At 72.2% G+C, this 21,355-nt stretch carries 20 protein-coding genes; 5 read left to right on the top strand and 15 right to left on the bottom strand.

Going from position 1 to position 21,355, the window contains the following annotated elements; translation table 11 throughout:
* Positions 1-205 precede the first annotated feature (205 nt).
* The 9 genes from ACFXG1_RS16750 to ACFXG1_RS16710 all read right to left on the bottom strand — a co-directional run bounded on the left by ACFXG1_RS16750 (position 206) and on the right by ACFXG1_RS16710 (position 9,021).
* Positions 206-913, bottom strand: a complete 708-nt coding sequence (locus tag ACFXG1_RS16750; protein WP_384723143.1) for a LuxR C-terminal-related transcriptional regulator — start codon at positions 911-913, stop codon at positions 206-208.
* A gap of 293 nt (positions 914-1,206) precedes the next feature.
* A complete protein-coding gene (locus tag ACFXG1_RS16745; RefSeq protein ID WP_384743185.1) occupies positions 1,207-2,367 on the bottom strand; it encodes a cysteine desulfurase family protein in 1,161 nt (386 codons plus the stop codon).
* A 190-nt stretch (positions 2,368-2,557) separates the two neighbouring features.
* Entirely contained in the window at positions 2,558-3,361 is an 804-nt protein-coding gene (locus ACFXG1_RS16740) for an enoyl-CoA hydratase/isomerase family protein (RefSeq protein WP_384723214.1), read from the bottom strand.
* The gene (locus ACFXG1_RS16735) at positions 3,358-4,608 is read right to left on the bottom strand and encodes a cytochrome P450 (RefSeq protein WP_384743182.1); all 1,251 of its coding nucleotides are present in this window, start codon (positions 4,606-4,608) and stop codon (positions 3,358-3,360) included. Before ACFXG1_RS16735 ends, ACFXG1_RS16740 begins: the two co-directional genes overlap by 4 nt.
* 93 nt (positions 4,609-4,701) lie before the next feature.
* Entirely contained in the window at positions 4,702-6,060 is a 1,359-nt protein-coding gene (locus tag ACFXG1_RS16730) for a cytochrome P450 (protein ID WP_384716950.1), read from the bottom strand.
* 12 nt (positions 6,061-6,072) lie between these two features.
* Complete coding sequence (locus ACFXG1_RS16725) at positions 6,073-6,633, bottom strand: ATP/GTP-binding protein (RefSeq protein WP_384716953.1); 561 nt, start codon at positions 6,631-6,633, stop codon at positions 6,073-6,075.
* Between the two features lie 3 nt (positions 6,634-6,636).
* A complete protein-coding gene (locus ACFXG1_RS16720; protein ID WP_384716956.1) occupies positions 6,637-7,017 on the bottom strand; it encodes a DUF742 domain-containing protein in 381 nt (126 codons plus the stop codon).
* The gene (locus tag ACFXG1_RS16715) at positions 7,010-7,849 is read right to left on the bottom strand and encodes a roadblock/LC7 domain-containing protein (RefSeq protein WP_384716960.1); all 840 of its coding nucleotides are present in this window, start codon (positions 7,847-7,849) and stop codon (positions 7,010-7,012) included. Before ACFXG1_RS16715 ends, ACFXG1_RS16720 begins: the two co-directional genes overlap by 8 nt.
* Positions 7,846-9,021, bottom strand: a complete 1,176-nt coding sequence (locus tag ACFXG1_RS16710; protein WP_384743198.1) for an ATP-binding protein — start codon at positions 9,019-9,021, stop codon at positions 7,846-7,848. Before ACFXG1_RS16710 ends, ACFXG1_RS16715 begins: the two co-directional genes overlap by 4 nt.
* A gap of 621 nt (positions 9,022-9,642) precedes the next feature.
* On the opposite strand from ACFXG1_RS16710, the gene ACFXG1_RS16705 reads away from it, so the two are divergent.
* Positions 9,643-9,855, top strand: coding sequence for a LuxR C-terminal-related transcriptional regulator (locus tag ACFXG1_RS16705; protein ID WP_384716963.1), 213 nt, complete (start codon positions 9,643-9,645; stop codon positions 9,853-9,855).
* Positions 9,852-11,840: a prolyl oligopeptidase family serine peptidase gene (locus ACFXG1_RS16700; RefSeq protein WP_384743176.1), complete on the top strand. Its 1,989-nt coding sequence runs from the start codon at positions 9,852-9,854 to the stop codon at positions 11,838-11,840. The genes ACFXG1_RS16705 and ACFXG1_RS16700 overlap by 4 nt, the downstream gene beginning before the upstream one ends.
* A 22-nt stretch (positions 11,841-11,862) precedes the next feature.
* Here the strand turns inward: ACFXG1_RS16700 and ACFXG1_RS16695 are convergent, their stop codons facing one another.
* Complete coding sequence (locus tag ACFXG1_RS16695) at positions 11,863-12,789, bottom strand: hypothetical protein (protein WP_384743173.1); 927 nt, start codon at positions 12,787-12,789, stop codon at positions 11,863-11,865.
* Positions 12,776-14,005, bottom strand: coding sequence for an MFS transporter (locus tag ACFXG1_RS16690; protein ID WP_384743170.1), 1,230 nt, complete (start codon positions 14,003-14,005; stop codon positions 12,776-12,778). Before ACFXG1_RS16690 ends, ACFXG1_RS16695 begins: the two co-directional genes overlap by 14 nt.
* 278 nt (positions 14,006-14,283) lie before the next feature.
* On the opposite strand from ACFXG1_RS16690, the gene ACFXG1_RS16685 reads away from it, so the two are divergent.
* On the top strand, positions 14,284-14,772 hold the full coding sequence (locus tag ACFXG1_RS16685; protein ID WP_384724289.1) for a hypothetical protein: 489 nt from the start codon (positions 14,284-14,286) through the stop codon (positions 14,770-14,772).
* Between the two features lie 175 nt (positions 14,773-14,947).
* On the opposite strand, the gene ACFXG1_RS16680 is transcribed toward ACFXG1_RS16685, so the two are convergent.
* Positions 14,948-16,462 (bottom strand): MFS transporter, encoded by a 1,515-nt coding sequence (locus ACFXG1_RS16680; protein WP_384743195.1) that lies wholly within the window; start codon positions 16,460-16,462, stop codon positions 14,948-14,950.
* A 258-nt stretch (positions 16,463-16,720) separates the two neighbouring features.
* Here ACFXG1_RS16680 and ACFXG1_RS16675 point away from each other — a divergent pair, with 258 nt between their 5' ends.
* The gene (locus ACFXG1_RS16675) at positions 16,721-17,128 is read left to right on the top strand and encodes a RidA family protein (protein ID WP_384718063.1); all 408 of its coding nucleotides are present in this window, start codon (positions 16,721-16,723) and stop codon (positions 17,126-17,128) included.
* Between the two features lie 106 nt (positions 17,129-17,234).
* Here ACFXG1_RS16675 and ACFXG1_RS16670 read toward each other — a convergent pair whose 3' ends face one another.
* From ACFXG1_RS16670 to ACFXG1_RS16660, 3 genes are all read right to left on the bottom strand, one after another.
* On the bottom strand, positions 17,235-17,852 hold the full coding sequence (locus ACFXG1_RS16670) for a hypothetical protein (protein WP_384718065.1): 618 nt from the start codon (positions 17,850-17,852) through the stop codon (positions 17,235-17,237).
* A gap of 150 nt (positions 17,853-18,002) precedes the next feature.
* A complete protein-coding gene (locus ACFXG1_RS16665; RefSeq protein ID WP_384743165.1) occupies positions 18,003-19,016 on the bottom strand; it encodes a hypothetical protein in 1,014 nt (337 codons plus the stop codon).
* Between the two features lie 219 nt (positions 19,017-19,235).
* On the bottom strand, positions 19,236-19,607 hold the full coding sequence (locus tag ACFXG1_RS16660; protein ID WP_384718069.1) for a hypothetical protein: 372 nt from the start codon (positions 19,605-19,607) through the stop codon (positions 19,236-19,238).
* 449 nt (positions 19,608-20,056) lie between these two features.
* Between ACFXG1_RS16660 and ACFXG1_RS16655 the strand changes: the two genes are divergently transcribed.
* A complete protein-coding gene (locus tag ACFXG1_RS16655) occupies positions 20,057-21,319 on the top strand; it encodes a GNAT family N-acetyltransferase (RefSeq protein WP_384743162.1) in 1,263 nt (420 codons plus the stop codon).
* Positions 21,320-21,355 lie beyond the last annotated feature (36 nt).

Raw genomic sequence — 21,355 nt, 5'->3', positions numbered from 1 at the left:
GGGCCTATTTCCGCACCCGAACCTCTCTGGGGGGGGGCGCGGGGCCGGGGGGTGTGGACCCGGGGCCCCGCGCGACGGGCCGGTGCTGTCCGAATGGCCACCCCGGGGCCCGGCCGCGGTCGGCGTGCGGCCGGACCTCCACCGAAGAATCGAAACGGAGCGTATCGCGGACGTCGCGTTCCGGAGTCGCCCCGCGCTTTCCCCGTCAGGCGTACGACATTCCCAATCGCTCGGCCAGCGGGGCCGCGCGGCGTACGATACCCGCCTCGTAGGCGAAGATGACAGCCTGTACGCGATCTCTCAGCCCGAGCTTTCCCAGGATGTTCTGCACATGGGATTTGACGGTCGATTCGGCGACTCCCAAACCCACCGCGATTTCCGGATTCGAAAGCCCTTGGATCATGAGTTCGAATACCCGGCGCTCTCGTTTGGTCAGGGACCGCACCTGATCCGGAGTCTCCTGCGACGCCCCTTTGAGGGACACCGAAGCGGTGGCCAGGTTCCGCGCGAGGTCGGTCCGGATAGGCATATATCCGGCGGCCGTCACCCGGACCGCCGCGATCAGGTCGGTGGGGCTCACGCTCCGCCCCAGCAGGGTGCATCTGCCGATCCGCAGCAGGCTGATGGCCTGCTCGTCGGGTGACGCCACCAGCACCATCAGATGGACCGGGCGGGCGTCGCAGGACTGGGCGGCCAGCCGCTCGGCCAGGACCAAGGTCTCCCGGGAGAGCAGCCTCTCACTGCAGAGGATGATATCGGGCTTGACGGATACCGCTATCTGTTGGGCCTCTCCGGGAGATTCGGCGTCGCCGACGATGACAATTCCCGGATCCTTCCCCAGAACCGCATGCAGACCAGCCCGGTCAAGTTGGTCCTCGGATATGAGAAGAACACCGATCTCCCTTCGATTCACCACCCTCTACCCTTCCGACGACCCTTTGCCAGCACACCTAAACTGCTCCCATCGGGTCTTGATGAACCGTAATATTTCAGCCATATGACAGTACACACGGAATCTTCACAGGGCGTAACCGCATATCTAATCCAGTAATGACGGGCTTTGACCCCACCTCGGGGCCGCGAGCGCGCCATCTCCGGTTCTCTTCCGCATGGGGGCCATTTCAGGACGTCTGCCCCGTCCGCTCCGGATATTCGGCGACACCCCGGATTCCCGGCGTACAGATGTACGTCGACCGGAACAGACGTTCACCCCGTGGCGGCCGTCACCAGCGCCGCGGCAGCCAGTTCCACCTCGGTCTCCGTGGTCCAGCGGCCGAGGGAGAGCCGTACCGCCTCCAGGGCGTCTCCCGCGCTCAGCCCCATGGCGGTGAGCACCGGGGAGGGGGTACGGACACCGCTGTGGCAGGCCGATCCGGTGGAGGCCGCGATCCCGGGCGCGGCAGCCAGCAGTTCCTGTCCACCGACGCCCCCGACCGCGATGTTCAGCGTGTTGGGCAGGCGCCGCGCGGGGCCGTGCAGCCTCACCCGGCCCGGCAGGGCGTCGGCGAGACGGCGGTGCAGCCGGTCCCGCAGGGCCTCGGTACGGGCCGGGAGGCCGTCGGCGGCCTCCCGGGCGCACAGATCGGCCGCGGCTCCCAGGGCGACGGCCAGGGCGACGTTCTCGGTGCCCGCCCGCAGTCCGCGTTCCTGGGCGCCGCCGTGGACGACGGGCTCCAGCGCGACGCCCTCGCGGACGAAGAGCGCGGCCACGCCCTTGGGCGCGTACATCTTGTGTCCGACCAGGGTGAGCAGGTCCACCCCAAGGGACCGGACTTCGAGGGGGATCTTCCCCGCCGCCTGGGCGGCGTCGCAGTGGAACAGGGCGCCCCGCTCATGGGCGACGGCCGCCAGTTCGGGGACCGGCTGGAGCGCGCCGGTCTCGTTGTTGGCCGCCATGACGGACACCAGCACTGTGTCGTCGGTGAGCGCCGCGGCCAGGGCGGCCGGATCGACGAGGCCGTCCCCGTCGACGGGCAGGACGGTGATCCGGGCCCCGTACCAGCGCCGCAGCGCGTCGCAGGACTCCAGGACCGCGGGGTGCTCGGTGGCCTGGGTGATCACCCGCGGGCGCGGGCGGCCCGCGGCGAGGACCGCGCCGCGCAGGGCGAGCAGGTTCGCCTCCGATCCGGAGCCCGTGAACACGATCTCGTCCGGGCGCGCGCCGACGAGGGCCGCCACCCGGGCCCGCGCGGCGGCCAGGGCTCGCCGGGGTTCGGCCCCATAGGCGTGGCCGCTGGAAGGGTTGCCGAAGTGGGCGGTCAGATGGGGCAGCATCGCGGCGAGGACCCGGGGGTCGACGGGGGTGGTGGCGTTGTAGTCGAGGTAGACCGGCCCGTCGGCGAGCGCCGGATGGGGTGGGGTGGTCACGCGGCGGCTCCTGCGGTGGCGGTGCGGTCGGTGGGTCGGCGGGATCGGTGGGTGTGCGGATGGGTCGGGGGTCGTACGGGTGGGGACGCCCCGGTTCCGTACGGCGGGCACGCAGACGGCCGCCGCGCCCGCCGCGCCGAACGGGGCGCGGGCGGACGCGGCGGGTGGTCGCCCGGCGGCGCGGGCAGCGCTACCGGGCGAGCTGCGCGGTCAGCAGATGGGCGTCGAGCAGGGATGTGTCCGCGGTGCGATGGGCCCGGGCGTGGCCCGCGAACATGTTCTTGGTCAGGGCGAGCGCCTCGGCGGAGCGCCGGACGATCGGTCTCGTCCAGTCGTCCACGGCCTCGTCCAGCATGTCCCGCGGCGTCACCTTGTGCAGCAGACCGATCCGCTGGGCGGTCACGGCGTCGAAGCTGTCGCAGGTGAGCATCAGTTCACGGATCCGGGCGGCGCCGGCCTCCGCGATCAGCCGCCCCAGCGCACCGCCCCAGGCGGGCGCGAGGCCCACCGCGACCTCGGGCATCCGGAAGCGGCAGTCGTCCGCGCCGACCCGCAGATCGCAGAAGGAGGCGAGGGCGAGTCCGGCACCGACGACACCGCCGTGGAGGCGGGCGATGGTGACCGCGTGGGTGCTCTCCAGCGCCTGGCAGAGCCGGCGGGCGGTGTCCACGGCGCGGCGCAGCGACGCCCCGGTGGGGTCGGCGGCGATGACCGCCCGGTATTCGGCGCGGTCCGCACCGAGGCAGAAGTCGTCACCCGAGGAGGAGAGGACGAGGACCCGCACCCCCGGCCGGTCGTGGAGGTGGTCGATCAGCGTGTTCAGCTGGTCGACGGCGGCGATGCCGAGGGTGTCGCCGCCGGCGGGGTTCAGATCGACCCGCAGGACGGGGCCGTCCTCCCGGATCCCCAGGACCCCCGGGACGGCGGCGGAGGGCACGGACGGCGCGTACGAGGGCGGGGGCGGGGTGGTGCGCGGTATATGACTGGTGGTCATGCGAGGGCGACATCCAGATTCAGCAGGCGCCGGAACGCCACCCGGGGCGCCCACGACGGGCGGCGGGCCAGGGTGAGGCGGGGCAGACGTCCGGTCAGTTGACGGAGCAGCGTATGGGCTTCGAGGCGGGCCAGCGGCGCCCCCAGGCAGTAGTGGATGCCCCCGCTGAAGGCGAGGTGGGCGGGCTTGCGCAGGGGGTCGAACCGCTCGGGGTCGCGATGGCGGGCGGGGTCCCGGTGGGCGGCGCCCACCATGAGGTGCACCATCTCGTCCTCGCGCACCTCCACCCCGCCGAGTACGCCGTCGTACGCGGCGATCCTGCTGATGACCTGGGTGGGCGGGTCGTACCGCAGCGACTCCTCCACGAAGCCGGGCACCAGATCGGGACGGTCGGCCAGCCGTGACCACCACTCGGGGCGCTCCAGAAGCAGCAGGACCGTGGTGGCGAGCATGGTGGAGGTGGTCTCCAGGGCGGCCAGCAGCACGAACAGGGTCAGGAAGTAAACCGCTTCGTCGGCCTTGTCGCGGTCCGGCTCCAGGGAGTCCCAGGTGGCTATCCATCCGGAGACGGGGTCGTCGCCCGGGGACCGCCGGCGCTCGCGCACCAGTTCGGTGAAGTAGGCGCGGAGTTCGGCGGTGGCCGCGTCGGAGCGCGCCAGCTGGCTCGCGGACGGCAGCAGCTCCTGGGTAAAGACCTGATCGTGGGTCAGCTCCCGCAGCCGGGGCAGATCGCCGGGCGGGAGCCCGAGCCAGCTGCCGATGGTGACCACCGGCAGCTGCTCGCAGACCAGGTCGGCGAAGTCGGCCTCGCCGTGCCGGACCCGTTCGGCGACGTCGTCGAGGAGCCGGTCGGTCGCCGGGGCGACCGTCCGGCCGATCCGCTCGATGGCGCCGCGGTCGAACGTTCCGGCCGCCCTGCGCACCCGGGTGTGATCGGGCGGGTTGAGGGCGGGCAGGGTCTTGCCCATCTCCGCGGAGGAGGGCGAGTCCCAGCGGGTGCCGCCCCCTTGGCGGCTGCGCCACTTCCGGTCCGGTTCGAGCCAGTCGCGATCGCGCAGTATCTGATCGCACAGGTCGTAGCCGGTGACCACGTGCCCGCCCCACGGCGCCGGGAGGATCGGCCCCATCGACCGCAGGTCCGCGTAGATCGGGAATGGATCACTCTGCCCCTTCGCCGTGCGCAGTTTGGAGAAGAACGGAGCGGCGGTACGGCGATCTACCGTCGGGAACGGGGGCGCGACCCTCACAGTGGCGGATCCTTTCTTCAGCGTCAGCCGCCATGTGTACCCCAGAAACAGTTCAGCTATCCGCGACCGCTGGATCACTCGAAGTTACTTACGTCACTCCCCCCTCGTCCAGGCGAGGAATCGGCTGAAGAGTCCGCCCTTGGCGTGGGGGCGCGCCGCGGGCTCCGGGGCGCCGGCGGGCCGGGGCGGGGATGTGACGCGCCGCTCCGCGGACCGTGTGTGGTCGGCCGACTTCGGGGCGACGCTCTGGGGGGTGAAGCGGATCGGCAGATTCACCAGGGTGCGGCTCCACGGGGTCGGCGCCCAGTTCAGGTCCTTGAAGGGGACGCGGACCTCCACGTCGGGCAGCCGGTTCAGCAGTGTCTCCACCGCCGCGACCGCGATCATGAACGCGGGGTCCTTGGCGGGGCAGGCGTGCGGACCCGCGCCGAAGGCCAGGTGGGCCTTGGCGCTCAGCTGCTCCCGGTGGGCCGTCAGCCGGGGGTCGGTGTTGGCGGCCGCGAAGGAGATGACGATCGGGTCGTTGGCCCGGATCATCCGGTCCCCGAGCTCCACGTCGTGGGTGGCGTAGTGCGTCGCGTAGTTGGCGATGGGCGCGTAGTTCCAGAGCGCCTGGGAGACCGCGTCCTCCACCGGGAGCCCGGTCTGCCACTCCTCCGCCAGATAGAGGGCGCTGCTGGTGCCGATGGCGGCCGTCAGCGGCGCCGTTCCGCCGGACAGCAGGGTCACCAGCTGGTGGAGGACCTCCTCGTCCGTCAGCCGCGCGGAGTGCTCCATCAGCCGGGTGGTGAGGTCGGTCCCCGGGTTGCGCCGCTTGAGGGCGATCAGCTCACCGAGGGCGCCGCCGAGGACCTGGTCGGCGTTGGGTGTGCCGTCGAAGATCCCGGAGATGCCCGCGATGACCCGGTCGCCGATCTCCGGCGGGCAGCCGAACAGATCGCTGAAGACCAGCAGGGGCAGCGGCTGCGCGTAGTCCGCCATCAGCTCGGCCTGCCCCTGGGGCGTACTGCCGAACTGGCCGATCAGATAGTCGGCGGACTGCTGTGTCTGGCGGACCAGATGCAGCTCGTTGACGGTGGCCAGACTGTCCGTCACGGCCTGTCGGAGTCGCCCGTGGGCCGCCCCGTCGCTGAAGAGGGCGTTGGGCCGGTAGCCCATCATGGGCAGCGCCGGGCTGTCCTCGGGGACCCGTCCCTCGTTCAGCGCGTTCCAGCGGCGGGAGTCGCGGACGAAGGAGGCCGGGTTCTGGAGGATGTACAGGGCCGCGTCGTAGCTCGTGACGAGTTCGACCTCGACACCGGGGGCGATGTCGACGGGGGCGCTCGGACCGTAGGAGCGCAGGGTGGCGTAGTGGCCCTCGGGGTCGGAGCCGAACGCCGGTCCGTAGAGATGGACATTGCCGTGCGCGGGGCAGCCCGCGGGTATCCCGCTGCCGTCGGGGAGCTGCTGCATGGGGAAGGTCTCCTAGCCGAGAAGCGAAAGAAGGTGGTTCACCAAGGTGATCAACGCCTGGGCGGACGAGCGTTCATCACGTACGTCACAGGCCACGACGGGTGTGTCGGCGCTGAGGTTCAGCGCCTCACGCACCTCGTCGAGCGGATAGACCGGTGATGCCTGGAAGTGGTTGACGCCGATGGCGTAGGTCAGTCCGAAGCTTTCGACGAGGTCGAGGATCGGGAAGGACTCGGAGAGGCGTTCGGGGTCGACGAGGACGAGGGCTCCCAGCGCGCCGCGGGACAGCTCCTCCCACATCTCCTTGAAGCGTTCCTGACCGGGGGTCCCGAAGAGGTAGAGCACCACCTGGTCGCTGAGGGTGAGCCGGCCGAAGTCCATGGCGACGGTGGTGGTCGTCTTGTCCGGGGTGCCGGACAGATCGTCGAAGCCTTCACTCGCCTCGGTGATCTCCTCCTCGGTCTGGAGGGGTTCGATCTCCGAGATGCTGCCGATACAGGTGGTCTTGCCGACTCCGAAGTGGCCCACCACAAGGATCTTCACCGCGGTGGAGACGCCTGGATCCAGGTACACGAGTCACGCTCCGAATCGGGATTTCAGGCCATCGAGCACGGCGCTGAGCAGTTCTCTGTCGACACGTTCGGCGCGCGGGACCGGCTTCCGCACCAGGATGAGGGCGTCCTCCTCCAGCTGCGCCAGCAGGATGCGCACGATACCCAGGGGGAGATGGGTGTGGCCCGCCACCTCGGCGACGGACAGGAAGCCGTCGGCGACCAGGTCCAGCACGATCCGGGCCTCGGGGGAGAGGGTCCTGGCGGCGGCCGCGTCGCCCTGGGCGCAGACGAGGGTCGTCCGTTCGTACTCGTGGTCCGGAGGGAGCACCCATCCGTTCGTGATCACGAAGAGGGGGACCAGTTCGGACGTCAGCTCCAGCTCGTGTTCCGGTTCGTCATGCATCGGCGCCCTCCGTCCGGGCCGGATCGTGCGTCAGCCGCGGCACCACGCCGTGCAGCCGGGTACTGAACTCCTCGATGTCCGCCTCGCGCTCGGCCGCGGCCGCCAGGAAGGCGCCCCGGCCCGCGGCGATCAGGAAGATCCAGCCGTGTTCGAACTCGATGACCGTCTGGCGCCATTCGATATCGGCCCCGGCGCCGGTGAACGGCGAGGTGGCGCGGCTGTAGGCGTGGATCCCGGTCATGGCGGCGGAGATCGTGTCGGCCAGGTCCCGGCTCAGCCCCGAGGTCGCGCCGCGCGGCAGTCCGTCCGCGCCCAGCAGGACCGCGTGCCGGGCGCCCGCCACCTCGGCGACGACCCGGTCCAGTTCGGTGAGGACGAAGCCCGCGCCCCCGGCGGACGCCGGACGGCTGCGGGGGTCGTCGGCGGTCTTGGCCCGGCCCGCGTCGACCCGCGGCGGCGAGGTGAGGTTGTCCCCCAGCCGGGCCACCAGCCGGTGCATCCGGAAGGAGATCTGCTGCATATCCACCTCGGGTGCCGCGGCGGCGGCCAGGTACGCGCCCTGCCCGGCCCCGATGAGGAAGATCCACCCATGGGAGAACTCGATGATCGTCTGGCTCCACCGCCGGTCCCCGGTGTCCCCGGCGAAGTGGGCGATGGCCCGGCTGAGCGACTGCATGCCCGCCATGGCGGCGGAGATCGTGCGGACGTCCTTGGCGGAGAGGTCCTCGGTGGCCCCGCGGGGGAGCCCGTCGGCCGAGAGCAGGACCGCGTGCCGTGCCTTGGGCACGTTGCGCACGATGTCCTCGAGCATCCACGACAGATCGGCGGTCATGTGTCTTCTGCCCCTTCGAACGGCGGGGAGTCGAGGTTGCGGCCGGATATGCTGCCGCGCTGGAACGCGCCGAGGCTGCGGCCGGTGGCCCGGGCGGCCTCGTCGGGGTTCCGGGTCGCGGGCCGGACTCCGTCACGGCCGGTGCCGAGCGAGTTGCGGGGGGCCTGCCGGGAGCCGCGCTTGGGCAGGCCGTGCATGGTGCGCCCACCGTTCTGGCTCCGGCCCTCGGCCTCCCGGATGTCCCGTACGGGCGCCTCCGTCTCCGCCACCGGCTGCGGCACTTCCTCCATGGTCCACAGCTCCTCGGGCAGCAGGACGACGGCGCGTACGCCTCCGTACCGGGAGACGCCCGTGACGTCGACCTGGAACCCGTGCTGGCGGGCGAGGAGGCCGATCACGGGGAAGCCGAACTTGGGCTGGTTGCCCAGCTGGGAGAGCCGGGGGCGGACATCGCCGGAGAGCAGCGCGGTCGCCTTCTGGCGCTCCTCGTCGTTCATGCTGACACCGGCGTCGTCGATGACGATGCACAGGTTCTTCTGGACGTGCTGGAAGGTTACTTCGATCGGCGCGTCGCTCTGCGAGAAGCTGGCAGCGTTGTCGAGGAGCTCGGCGACGGCGAGGGCGACCGGGGAGACCGCCGACGCCTTCAGCGCGAAGCCGGTCTGCTGCATGATGTCGACCCGGCTGAAGTTGCGTATCTGGCCCTGGGCGCTGCGCACCACGTCGTAGACGCTCGCGGGGCGGCTGCGGCGGCCGATCGGCGCACCGCACATGACCGCGATGCCCTGGGCCTTGCGGGCCATCTGGGCATTGGCGTGGTTGACTTCCAGGAGATCGCCGAGCACGGAGTGCCCACCGTATTTCCGCTGAATCTCCTCCAGCAGCGCCATCTGCTCGGCCGCGAGGCTCTGGAGAAAGCGCGCCGCGCCCTTGAGTACGGCCTTGGTGCTGTCCTCGGACGCCTCCTCGGCTTCCTTGACCGTGGCGTCGTGGTCGTCCAGCATGCGCCTCAACTCGGCCTGGGCCACGGAGAGCTGACCCTCCGTCAACCGCTGCTGCTGTCCCAGCGCGGCCTCTATCTCGCGTCTTTTCGCTCCGAGGGCCCTATTACGGCCGACGAGCAATACGACTGCGACGACGGCTGTCGCCGCCACTGCAACCAGGCACCACATGAGTGCGTCTTGATTCACGGCATACCTTTCCCGGCGCATGACCTGAAGACATCGACGGATACACCTCGAGAGGGTCCGCAACCCGGCCGCTTTCCCCCGCGCCAACTATGTGACGACGTGCCTGAGTTGTGAGATTCATGATCGCGGATTCGGGAATGCTATCACCGTGGCTTCACCCCTGGGGCCTGCACTTTTACCCCTGGATCGTGATCAATCGGATCTCTCCGGAGGACTGGCCATAAGGGGCGAGTCGCGGCGGGAGGACCGAAGCCGGAGGTGCCGGGACCGCCCGGGGCCGGGGGACGGCGTCCCCACCGCGTGGCACCGGGGGCGGGTGATATCCGTGATAGGGGACCGGGCGGACGGGGCGTCACCGGCCGCCGCCGGAGATCCTTCCCGAAGCCCCGCGGCGCGTCGGCGCGGTCCGCCGTCAATGGCGCGTTAGACCGCCTCGGTACCCGCGCCCCCTTGGGTATGGTGGCGGTACGTCAACTGTCGCGGCGCCCCCTCATTCCGCGGAAGACGCACGGTCCCCCGCGCCGCGCCCGGTCGCCGGGCCGGAGCGGCACCGTCCGGCGTCGCCCGGCACCCCTGCCGCCGTCGCGGACGAGGAGTTCCACCATGGACCTCAGCCCACGCCAGGCACAGATCCTCTCGCTCATCGCGGAGGGCTGTTGCGACAAGGAGATCGCCAGAAGACTCGGGGTGTCCGCCCGGACCGTCGACTCCCATCTCCAGCGTCTGTATTTACGGTACGCGGTCCACACCCGGGCCTCGATGGTGGCGAAGTGGCTGCTGGAGGGCGGCAACCCCGTCGCGGTGATGGACCGTTGACCCCGCCCGGGGGCCCGGACTCCGGCGCCCCGCGGATCACCGCCTTCGATGTCGCCTCCGCGCGGCTGGACTTCGGCTTCCCCTCCGTCGTCGCCGAGGGACCCGGCCGGGGTGTGTGGTGGCAGGAGCGCCGCCCCCGTGAGAAGGGCCGTACGGCACTCGTCCGCCGGGCCGCCGCCGGACCGGAAGGTTTCGCGGTGGAGCCGCTCGCCCCCCGGTGGGACGCGGGTACCCGGGTCCACGAGTACGGCGGCCGGTCCTACGCCGTGCTGCCCGACGGCTCCGTCCTCTTCGTGCACCGCGCCGACCAGCGGATCCACCACTCGGGTCCGGACGGTGTCGTCCGCCCGCTGACCCCCGCCCCCTCCCCCGCCGGTCCGGAGGTCCGCTGGGCCGATCTCGTGCCGGGACCCGGCGGCGAGGTGTGGTGCGTCCGGGAGGAGGAGGGCGGGCCGGGGACGGGCATCTCGGTCCGTACGCTGGCCGCCGTTCCTCTCGACGGTACCGCTGCCGATGATCCGGCGGCGGTACGGACCCTCGCGTCCGGCGCGGACTTCTACGCCTGCCCCACCGTTTCGCCCGACGGCCGCACCCTGGCCTATCTCGCCTGGGACCATCCCCGGATGCCGTGGGACGGCACCGAGCTGCGGCTCGCCGGCATCCGGCCGGACGGCACCACGGCCGGGACGAGGGTGCTGCGGGGCGGCCCGTCCGAGTCCGTACTGGCACCGCTGTGGCGCGACGACGGGGCGCTGTACGCGGTCTCCGACGCGTCGGGCTGGTGGAATCTGTGGCTGCTGGCCGCCGACGGCTCCACCGCGCGGGCCCTGTTCCCCGCTGAGGAGGAGTTCGCGGAGCCGCCGTGGCGGCTGGGCGACCACCCGTACGGCATCCTGGGCGACGGCCGGCTGGCCGTGCTGCACGGGCGCGGGCCGCTGCGCCTCGGGGTGCTCGACCCGGAGGCGGGCACGCTCGACGACCTCGATCTGCCCTACGACTGCTGGACGGGCGGTATCGCGGTGGCCGGGACGACGGTGGCCGGGGTCGCGGACGGCCCCCGGCTGCCCCGGTCGGTGCTCGCCGTCGACGTGGCCACCGGCGGACACCGCGTGCTCGCCCGGCAGGCCGACCGGCTCCCGCCCGCGGCCCTGCTCCCCGAGCCGTACGAGCGGGTGGTGCGCGGCTCGGCGGGCACCCCGGTGCCGTCGTACGTCTACCCGCCCACCGGCCCCCTGCCGCCGTCCGCCGAGGAGGCGGCCGACGCGCCGCCGCCGTGGGTCCTGTGGGTGCACGGCGGCCCGACCGGTTTCGCCGGGCCGGGACTCGATCTCGGCAAGGCGTACTTCACCAGCCGCGGTATCGGGGTCGTCGACGTCAACTACACCGGCTCCAGCGGCTTCGGCCGCCGCCATCGCGACCGGCTGCGGGGGCGGTGGGGCCTGGCCGATGTGGAGGACGTGGTCGCGGTGGCGCGCGACCTGGTCGACGCGGGTCTCGCGGCCCCGGGCCGGATCGCGGTACGCGGCGGGAGCGCGGGCGGCTGGACGGTGCTGGCGGCGATCACCGCGTACGACGTCTTCGGGGCGGGTGTCTCCTATTTCGGGGTGTCGTCGCTTCGGACGCTCGGCGCCGAGACCCATGCCTTCGAGTCCCGGTACGTCTATGAACTCGCCGGTTCGTACGACCCCGCCGGGTACGCGGAGCGGGAGCCGCTCGGCCGGGCGGACCGGATCCACTGCCCGGTGCTCCTGATCCAGGGTCTCGACGATCCGGTGGTGCCGCCCGCCCAGTCGCTGCGGTTCGCCGACGCCCTGGCGCGCCGCGGGCTCCCGTACGCCTATCTCCCCTTCCCCGGGGAGTCGCACGGTTTCCGCGACCGGGCGAACATCGCCGCCTGCTACGAGGCGGAGCTCTCCTTCTACGGGCAGGTCTTCGGCTTCGTCCCGGACGACGTGCCCCGGCTGGCGATGACGGACCCCGACTGAGCGGGGCGGGGCGGCCCGTCCGTCAGTAGACGAGGACGGCCGCGCCGACGGTATCGGCCGTCGCGGGCCGCTCGGCGCCCAGCGCGTCGAGCGGTCTGCCGAAGAGGCCGCGCGGCGAGATCGGCGCGAGCGACGGTCCCGAGACCTCCCACGGGCCGAGGCCGTCGAGGACGGCCCGTACTCCGGCCGCCCGCTCGTCCGGGTGGTCGCCGCGGGAGACGGCGGCCAGACAGCGCGCGAGGAGCCCGTCGGACGCGGGGGCGGTCAGTACGGTGACGCGGACGGTGACCGAGGCCGGGGCGGCGGGGTCCCGGACGAAGTGGTGGATCTCGCCGGCTCCTTCGGCCCGGAGGAAGAGCAGCCGGTTCTCGCGGCGGACGGTCTCCCGGGGCAGTCCGTACAGGGTGCCGGCGGCGGTGCGCCGCAGGCCCGTCACGGTGTACAGCTCCCAGCCGGGTTCCCGGGCGGGCCCCCTGGCGAAGCCCTCGGGGACGTATCGCTCCCCGTCGCGCCGGGCGGCGAGCACATAGGCGGTGAGACGGCCGTCCTCCGGATAGTGGCGCAGCGGATGCCCGAAGGCGCCCCTGGCCGTGGGCGGTGCCGGAGTGGTCCCCAGGCCGGCGAGTCCGCCGACGGCGGCGGCGAGTGCGGCGGCGGTCCCGGCCGCGGGGGCGCCGCCGATGACCAGTTCGGCGAGGTGTCCGGGCAGTTCGTCCGGTACGGGGCAGCTCCGGCCCAGGTTGCGGGTCCGGGACGCGCCCGGCGCGTCCCGTTCGATGACGAGGACGTCACCGCGGTCGGGGTCGGCGAGCAGCAGGGCGCAGTACGGGGCGGCGACCAGGTCGCCGGGGACGGCGAAGAGCCGTCGCGCCACCTCCTCCCACCGTCCCGACCAGCCGTGGAGGGCGAGGTGTTCGTGGCCGGGCGGCGGGAGGTCAGGATGCGGCATGTTCGGTGCCCTTTCCGGCGGGGGTTCCGGTCGGGGGCGTGCGGGCGGGGCGGCGTCGTTCGAGGAGTACGGCGGCGGCCGCGAGCGCGGCGGCGGAGCCCACGATCGCGCCGGCTCCGGTGGTGGTGTGCTCGACGACGTAGCCGGTGAGGGCGGAGCCGGCGGCGAACCCGATCCAGTTGGCCGAGACCAGCAGGCCGAAGGCGCGGGCCCGGGTCTCGGGGGTGGCGCGCTCGGAGACGAGGGCGGCTTCGATGCCGTCGGCGGGCCCGTTGGCGAAGCCGACGAGGAACAGCAGCGGCAGGGTCAGGAGGAGCCCGGGTTCGGGGCCCAGGGTGGCGATGGCGAGCCCGTAGACGGCGAGGGCCAGGACGAGATGCGCGGTCTGCGAGCCGCGCAGCCGTACGCCGCCGTAGAGCAGGCTGCCGAGGACGCCGCCGCAGGCGGTGACGGCGAGCAGCAGACCGGCGCTGCCGTCGATACCGTCGGCGTGGGCGACGGTGGTGACCTGGACGGCGCCGATCGCGACCGCGCCGAGGGCGATGGCGGTCAGGATCCTGAGCTGGCCCGGTGGCCAGACGAACCGGTCCCGGTCGGGGTGGCGGGCGCGTTCGCGGTCGGCGGCGGCCACCGCGGCGGCCCCGGCCAGCCAGAGCGCCCCGGCCACGGAGATCACGGCGGTCGCGAGGACGGCCGCGAGCGGCGAGAACAGCAGGACCGCTCCGGCCACGATCAGCGGGCCGAGGATGAAGACGCTCTCGGTGAGCAGGCCGGAGAGCGCCAGCAGGGTCTTGCGTTCCTGTTCGCCCGTCACATAGCCGGTGAAGACGGAGTTGGAGACCGCGCCGGACGGCGGGGTGCAGGCGCCGACGACGAAGGCGGCGGCGGCCAGCAGGGCGGGATGGGGCTCACCGGCGGCGACCAGCAGGAAGACGGTGAAGGCCGCCGCCTGGAGGACGGTGGCGACGAGGAGGGACTTCCGCAGCCCCCGGGCGTCGGTGACATGGCCCCAGACCGGGGCGGTGAAGGTGAGGGCGACGGCGTACGCGCCCGAGACCAGTCCGGCGCCCGCGAAGCCGCCGGTGGAGTCCTCGGCCGCGAGCAGCAGGGCGAGGCTGACCATCCCGGCGAGCAGCCGGCAGGCGAAGAGGGCGATCACCACCCGGGGGATGCCGGGGACGCGGAGCGCGGCTCCGTAAAGACTGAGTGCTCCCATGCGCGGTCTCCTCGCGTCAACGCGCAGCCAGGGGCCTCATCGTGATGCGGGTGCGGCGTGCGGTCAACACGGCCGAACCGGCCGTTCGGGGAGCCCGTGAACGGGGTCGGCGTGCGGACCGGCGCGGGGGTGGAATCACCCGTGGGGTGTTCCCCGTAGGGGAAATTCCGGACATCGACGGGGGGCGTATGCGTGATTACGGTGGCCACATCATCCGCCCGCCGCCGTCGTGGCGGGAAGCAGATCCGGGCGTACCCCTCCGGAAGGAGCCGAGTCTCTTGTCCGAAAAGTTGCTCACTCAGCCCGAGTCCACCACCGAGGTCAGGGCCGCCGCCTGTACGCCGGCCGCGTGGGACTGTCAGACCCACGCGTTCTACGGCGCGCCGGACAAGGTGGCCGCGAATCTGGCGAGCCTCCCCGACTCCCTGGTCAAGCGCCGTGTGTACATGGTGATGATCCAGGGTGAGGGCCGTGCCGAGGCGCGTGTCTTCGAGCGCTTCAGCTTCGGCGACCCGGAGGGCACGATCGCCAGCTGGGAGGACGACAGCCTGGGCGACCTCGTCACCCAGCTGACGGACGTCCTCGTGGCGAACAAGGGTGTGCACTGCCCCGGCGAGCAGGTCCGCTCGACGCTCGACGAGTCCCACGACTTCACGGTCGGCAGCCCCGAGCCCGCGCCGAGGACGGCGGCCGAGGCGTTCGGCCCGGTGATCGACGGATTCAAGGAGCACGCCTTCATCCAGGCCACGGTGCTGGTGCTCTGCTGAGTCGCCACCCGTGTCACAGTAGGTCCGCGCCGGGCTCGCCGTCCGGCGCGGATCTGCCGCCGTTCCGGGCCGGGGTGTCCCCGGCCCGGAACGGGCGTGCGTTCAGGGGCGGTCGGCGCAGGGCCGGTACGCACGCGGCGACCAGCACCGCGGCGACCGCGCGGATCGCGCCGCGTCAGCCGCCGGGCCGCCCGCTCTCGCGGGCGGTGTCACGCGGCCGGCCCGCCGCCTCCGGCTCGTCGCTCACCGACAGCGGCGGCGCGATGTCCTCCAGCGCCCGCCCCTCCGCCGCGACGGCGAAGAAGAGGGCGACCAGTCCGGCGGCGATCATCAGGGCGGCGCCGATACAGAACGCGAGAACCGCGTCGGACACCTCGCCGCTCTCGGTCAGTCCGGCGAAGACCAGCGGCCCCGAGATACCGCCCGCCGCCGTACCGACGGCGTAGAAGAACGCGATCGACATCGCCCGGGTCTCCATCGGGAAGATCTCGCTCACGGTGAGATAGGCGGAGCTGGCCCCGGCCGAGGCGAAGAAGAGCACGACGCTCCAGCAGATCGTCATGGTCGTGGCGTCGAGGACCCCGGCGCCGAACAGCGCGGCCGTACCGAAGAGGAGCAGCCCGGAGAGGAGATACGTCCCCGCGATCATCGGACGCCGCCCCCAGGTGTCGAACAGCGGGCCGAGGAGCAGCGGGCCGAGGAAGTTGCCGAAGGCGATGACGGCGAAGAAGTAGCCGGTGGTGCCGCTCGGGACGTCGAAGAACCGCACCAGCAGACTGCCGAAACCGAAGGTGATGGCGTTGTAGAGGAACGCCTGTCCGACGAAGAGCGCGAAGCCGAGGGTTGCCCGCCGGGGGTAGCCGCGGAAGACGGTCCGGGCGATCTCGCCGAAGCCGATGGTGCCGCGCTGGTGGACCGTCATCTCACCGGCCGGTGGGGGCAGTGGGCGGCCCGTCTCCCGTTCGACTTCGCGTTCCACGTCGTCGACGAGGCGTTCGGCCTTCTCGGCCCGGCCGTGGATCAGCATCCAGCGGGGGCTCTCGGGCACATGTCTGCGAACCAGCAGGATGACGAGGCCGAGGACGACACCGAGCCCGAAGGCGAGGCGCCAGCCGATGTCCTGGGGGAAGAGGTCGGTGTCGAGGGCGACGACGGAGAGCAGGGCGCCGCCCATGGCGCCGAGCCAGTAGCTGCCGTTGATGATCAGGTCGACCCGGCCGCGGTACTTGCTGGGGATGAGTTCGTCGATCGCGGAGTTGATGGCCGCGTACTCGCCGCCGATACCGAAGCCGGTGAGGAAGCGGAAGAGGAAGAACCACCAGGCCGAGAAGGAGAGGGCGGTCATCGCGGTGGCGGCCAGATAGACCGCCAGGGTGACCATGAAGAGCTTCTTGCGTCCGAAGCGGTCCGTCAGACGGCCGAAGAACAGCGCGCCGGAGCAGGCACCGGCCACATAGAGGGCCGCCGCGACCCCGGTCACCTGGGCGTCGGTGATCGCCAGCCCGCTGCCGTCCTCGGCGATACGGCCCGCGACGGAGCCGACGACGGTGACCTCGAGACCGTCGAGGATCCAGACGGTGCCGAGCCCGACCACGATCATCCAGTGCCAGCGGGACCAGGGCAGCCGGTCGAGCCGGGCGGGCACCCGGGTCGTGACGGTCCCGGTCGCCGGAGTGCCGCCGTCGCTCATCGCCGGGCCTCCCCACCGGACGACACCCGCGCGGTCCGCGGGGTTCGCCACCGCGCGATGGGTACCACGGACGTGGCGGCGGTAAACGGGCCGGACCGCGCCCGGCCTGCTCGGTCACCATCGGGTTCCCAGGTAACGGAAAAGTGCGCTCTTCCCCGTCGCCGCGCGCTCTCCTACGGTTGCCGGTATCCATCAGTGACCACGGGCACCACGGGCCCCACCCCAGGGCACCGCCATGCCTCTTTCAAGGAGTACGCCATGACCGTCGCCCTCATCAATCCCGACGGACTGCCGACCGTCGACGTCTACCGGCAGGTGGCGGTCGCGTCCGGCTCCCGGCTGGTCTTCGTCGCCGGGCAGGTCGCCCAGGACGCCGAGGGGACCACGGTCGGTCCGGGCGACCTCGCCGCGCAGGTCGAGCGGGCCTACGGCAATGTCGGCACCGCCCTCGCGGCGGCGGGCGGCTCCTTCGCGGACATCACCCGGCTGACCTTCTACGTCGTCGACTGGAGCACCGACAAGATGCCCGCGCTCCTGGAGGGCATCGCCCGGGTCACCGCGGCACCGGGCGGCCCGGCGGCGCCGCCCGCCACCCTGATCGGCGTCTCGGCGCTCGCGACACCCGAGCTGCTGGTCGAGATCGAGGCGACCGCCGTCCTCGACTGACCGCGACGCCCCGAGCCCCGGTAGGCCCGTCGGCCTACCGGGGCTCGATCGCGCCGGGAACGGCCGGGAACGGAGCCCGCCGACACCCGCCGACGGTGTACGGCCGTCAGGAGGAGAGATGCATGAGGTGCCCGAAGGCCCTGGAGAACACCGCCCGGAACGCCCCCCGCCGGGTCAGGTTGGCCCGGTCCACCCCGGTGAAGACGGCGGCGATCGCGATATCGGCGCCCTCGGCCCGGCCCTCGACGGTGACGGCGACATGGCGGCCCGAGGCGAAGCCGGACTCCTTGACCCGGATGGTCGTGCCGGGGTCCTCGTCGTCGCCGCGGCGGGTCAGCACGAAGTGCTTGCGGTTGACCGCCCGGAGCCGGTAGTGGTCCCCGGCGTGCGTGATCCGCAGGGCGCGGCCCCGGTGGGTGATCCCCAGCCGGTTACGGCTCAGGGCGGCTGTACGGTCCCCCACCCGGAGCACGGCCCGGTTGAGGGTCGGCCGGAAGAGATGGGCGACGTGGAATCCGCGTACCTCGAAGACGGCCGTCGGGATCGAACCGCCGCCGGACCTGGTGAACATCCGGTACTCGTCGTGGCCGTTCCCGGCGCCCACGGAGACGGTGATCACGCCGAACTCCGCCGACGCCCCCTGCCAGCCGCGCTCGTCCGGCTCGGGTCCCCCGTCCTTCCGCCGGTAGCGGTCCAGCCGGAACGGGGTGGTGGCGGTGTGCATCTCGACTCCTTGCCGCGGCTCCCGGACCGTCCCGATCATGCCCGAGACGGTCCGGCGGGACGGGCCCGGGGTGCCTGAGTACCGCTGGGCACGAGGGCGGCCGGTTGACGGGGATCCAGTTGGCCGTCCACGGTCACTCTGCGTTGGTGTTCATCCGGCAGGAACACGCGTCCGCAGCCAGTACGAGCGGGCCGCGACAGTCAGGGCGATGCCGTAGACGGCGAAGGCGACGATCCCGATCCAGCCGACCAGCAGTGCGTCGCCCGGGGAGGGGAAGTCGCCGCGCCGCATGGTCACCGCACCGGTCGTGACCAGGGTCAGGTATCCGACCCCCGCAACACCGTACGGGGCGAGCGTGGCGGCGCCGAGCAGGGCAGGCGCGAGGGGCAGCCAGCGCGGCACCCGCCGGCCGCGAAGGAACGGTGTCCAGCGTGGGAAGACCTGTCCCCACGGGCGGACCAGGCCCCAGAGCAGGAAGACGCCGAGTCCGGCCAGCAGCACGGTGGGGTCGAGGCCCCAGGAAGCCAGGGTGAGAAAGGTGCCCGAGGCGCCGTTCCGCTCCGAGGCCGCAAGCATCTCCGCACCGGTGGTCCCCGCGAACGTGCCGCCGGACGCCCAGATCAGCTTCATCACCGCATACGGGACGAAGGCCAGCGTCCCCGCCCAGGCAGCGAGCTGGGCGAGCCGCGGTGCAGCGGAGGGCGCCGGTGCGTCGGTACCGGCGTCGCGGCGGTCGGACCGGGCCGTGGCCGCGAGCAGCCCCGCCCCGACTGCCGCCATGACCTTGTTCACAGCGGCGGCCCGACTGTCCACTCCCTGACCGACCATCAACGTGATCACGTCCATCAGCAGGCTGAACGCGGTGATCCCGGCCAGCCCGCAGGCCACCCGGAGCAGCACCCGTAACGCCGGCCTCAGCCCGTACCGGACCACCGCCGCGCCCACCAGCGCCGCCAGCGCCCCCAGCGCCACGACGGCCCAGCCCAGCACGGGGGCACCCGAGTCACCGCCGAAGGGAAGCAGGGAGGTCCCGTTCAGCACGCACACCAGGCCGAAGAGGGCGTAGATCACCGCCCACAGCATCGTTGCCCGGGCCACCCAGCGAGGCCATCGCTGCCACCGGCCTCTCCAGAGCACCTTGATCGTCCGTTCGACAGTGGTCATGGTCCGAACGTCGCACCGACCGCGCCGAGGTCGCGTCGACCGCCTGAACGATCTCCCTCCCCCCGCCGGGTGAGTGACCTCTGAGCCCCAGGTATGCCTTGCGGAGCGTGACGCCCCGACCGGCCGGACTCGAACCCGGGACCACCCCATTGGCCGAGGTCGTATCACCGACACCGTGCAGGCCGTCCTGGTCCTCCACCTCGCCGCCGCGGGCTGCGCTCAGGCCGCAGCCCTCACCAGGGCCACCAGTTCGGCCTCGGTGGCCCTGGCTGACACTCGCACGTCGAAGGTGTAACTCTCATCGCAGAACACCAGGTCAAAGCGTGTGGGTGTCAGCCTCCGGAAGGCGATCGCCAACCAGATCGCGTCCTCCTCCCACACGTCCATGTACAGGCAGATACCGTCCTCGTGCAGATAAGCCTCACCCGGGCCGTTCGCCGTACTGAGCTCCCAGATGAGACTGCGCACCGCGCTACGGGCCGACGCGTCGATCTGAACGTCAGTCCACCGAGCACGGATGGCCTCCGTCAGCGCAGCCCGATCGACGTGCCATCCACCCGCATCGCCCTCAACCACCACCATGAACTTCATGGCCAGGGCCTATCAGACGCCTATGACATGGCGCTGATCAGCAACTGCACGAAGTTGGACGGGGCTCGCTATAACGAGGGTGAGGGCCACGGAACGGGCCGCACCGCCCACGACCCCGGCCATCACCCCGTGTTACCGTGGTGGTCGCGGCGGTGTTCCGGCCGTCCGCGTGAGACCGAGTGGGAGGTGAGTCGATGACTGTCGTCGAGGCCGCTGTCATGAACAGCGCCCGGACTTTCGTCCTCATCCCCCGGGCCGCGGTCTGATCCCACGCCTTACCGTCTTCCCCCTTGTCCCGTGCTCCGTCACGGGCGGGCGCGCGGACGGCGGCGCGTACGGACTTTCCGGGCCCTCGATCAAGGGTCTCGACCTTGTCTTCGTCTTCGTCCACACCGTCTCCATCCACACCGTCTCCGTCCGCTCCGTCGTCTTCGGGCGGCGCCGACCCGGTGACCGAGGCGTTCTTCGCCCTGCACCATGATCTGCCCCGGCAGGGGCCCGGTTCCGACGCCACCACCCGGCGGCTGCTGGAGCTGGCCGGGCCGCTGCCCGAGCGGCCCCGGATCCTCGACGCGGGCTGCGGTCCCGGCCGGTCCGCCCTGCTGCTCGCCGAGGCCACCGGCGGCCGGGTCGTCGCGGTCGATCTGCACCGCCCCTTCCTGGAACACCTGGACCGGCAGGCCGCACGGCGCGGGCTCTCCGGCCGGATCACCACCGTCGGCCTGTCCATGGTCGAGCTGCCGTATCCGGCGGGCTCCTTCGATCTGATCTGGGCCGAGGGTTCGGCCTACGCCGTCGGCTTCGGCACCGCCCTGCGTGCCTGGCGGCGGCTGCTCGCACCCGGTGGCGTCCTCGTCGTCACCGAGGCCGAGTGGACCGTCCCCGCCCCCTCGCCGCGGGCCCGTGCCTTCTGGGACGCGGCGTATCCGCTGCGCGACGGCGCCGGGAACGTCCGCGCGGCCCGCGACGCGGGCTACCGGACCACCGCCCGTATCGAGCTGCCCGACGGCGACTGGTGGGACGAGTACTACACGCCTCTCGCCCGGCGCGCCGCCGACGCCGACCCGGACCGGCCCGGTATGCACGAGGCCCTCGCCGCGACGCGCGAGGAGATCGAGCAGCGCCGGGCCCACGGCACCGACTACCACTACGCGGGCTATGTCCTGCGCCCCGAGAACGACCCCGAGAACGGAACACCCGCCATGACCGACTGGACCACCCGCCCGGAGACCCCCGACGACATCGCCGCCGTACGCGAGGTCAATCTCGCCGCGTTCCCCACGGCGGCCGAGGCCGATCTCGTGGACGCCCTGCGGGCCGACCCCGGCGCGTGGATCGACGGGCTGTCCCAGCTCTCGGTGACCCCCGACGGCCGGGTCGCCGGGCATGCCCTGCTGACCCGCTGCCTGATCGGTTCCGAGCCCGCCCTCGCGCTCGCGCCCTGCGCGGTCCTCCCCGACCATCAGGGCCGGGGCGCCGGCGGGGCGGCGATCCACGCCGCGCTGGAGGCCGCCCGGGCGCTCGGCGAGAACACCGTGGTCGTCCTCGGGCACCCCGGCTACTACCCCAGGTTCGGCTTCGTGCCCGCGTCCCGCCTCGGGATCACCGCCCCGTTCGACGTACCGGACGAGGCGTTCCTGGCGCTCACGCTCGACCCCGGGCGTCCCGCGCCGACGGGCACCATCCGCTATCCGGCCGCGTTCGGCGTCTGACCGGTCCCGGCGGAGGGCCGTGCCCCGGGGATACCC

The organism is Streptomyces sp. NPDC059248, assembly GCF_042753905.1.
Taxonomy (GTDB): domain Bacteria; phylum Actinomycetota; class Actinomycetes; order Streptomycetales; family Streptomycetaceae; genus Streptomyces.
Note: the sequence above shows the minus strand (reverse complement) of the source record. Positions and strands in the feature narration are given on the sequence as shown.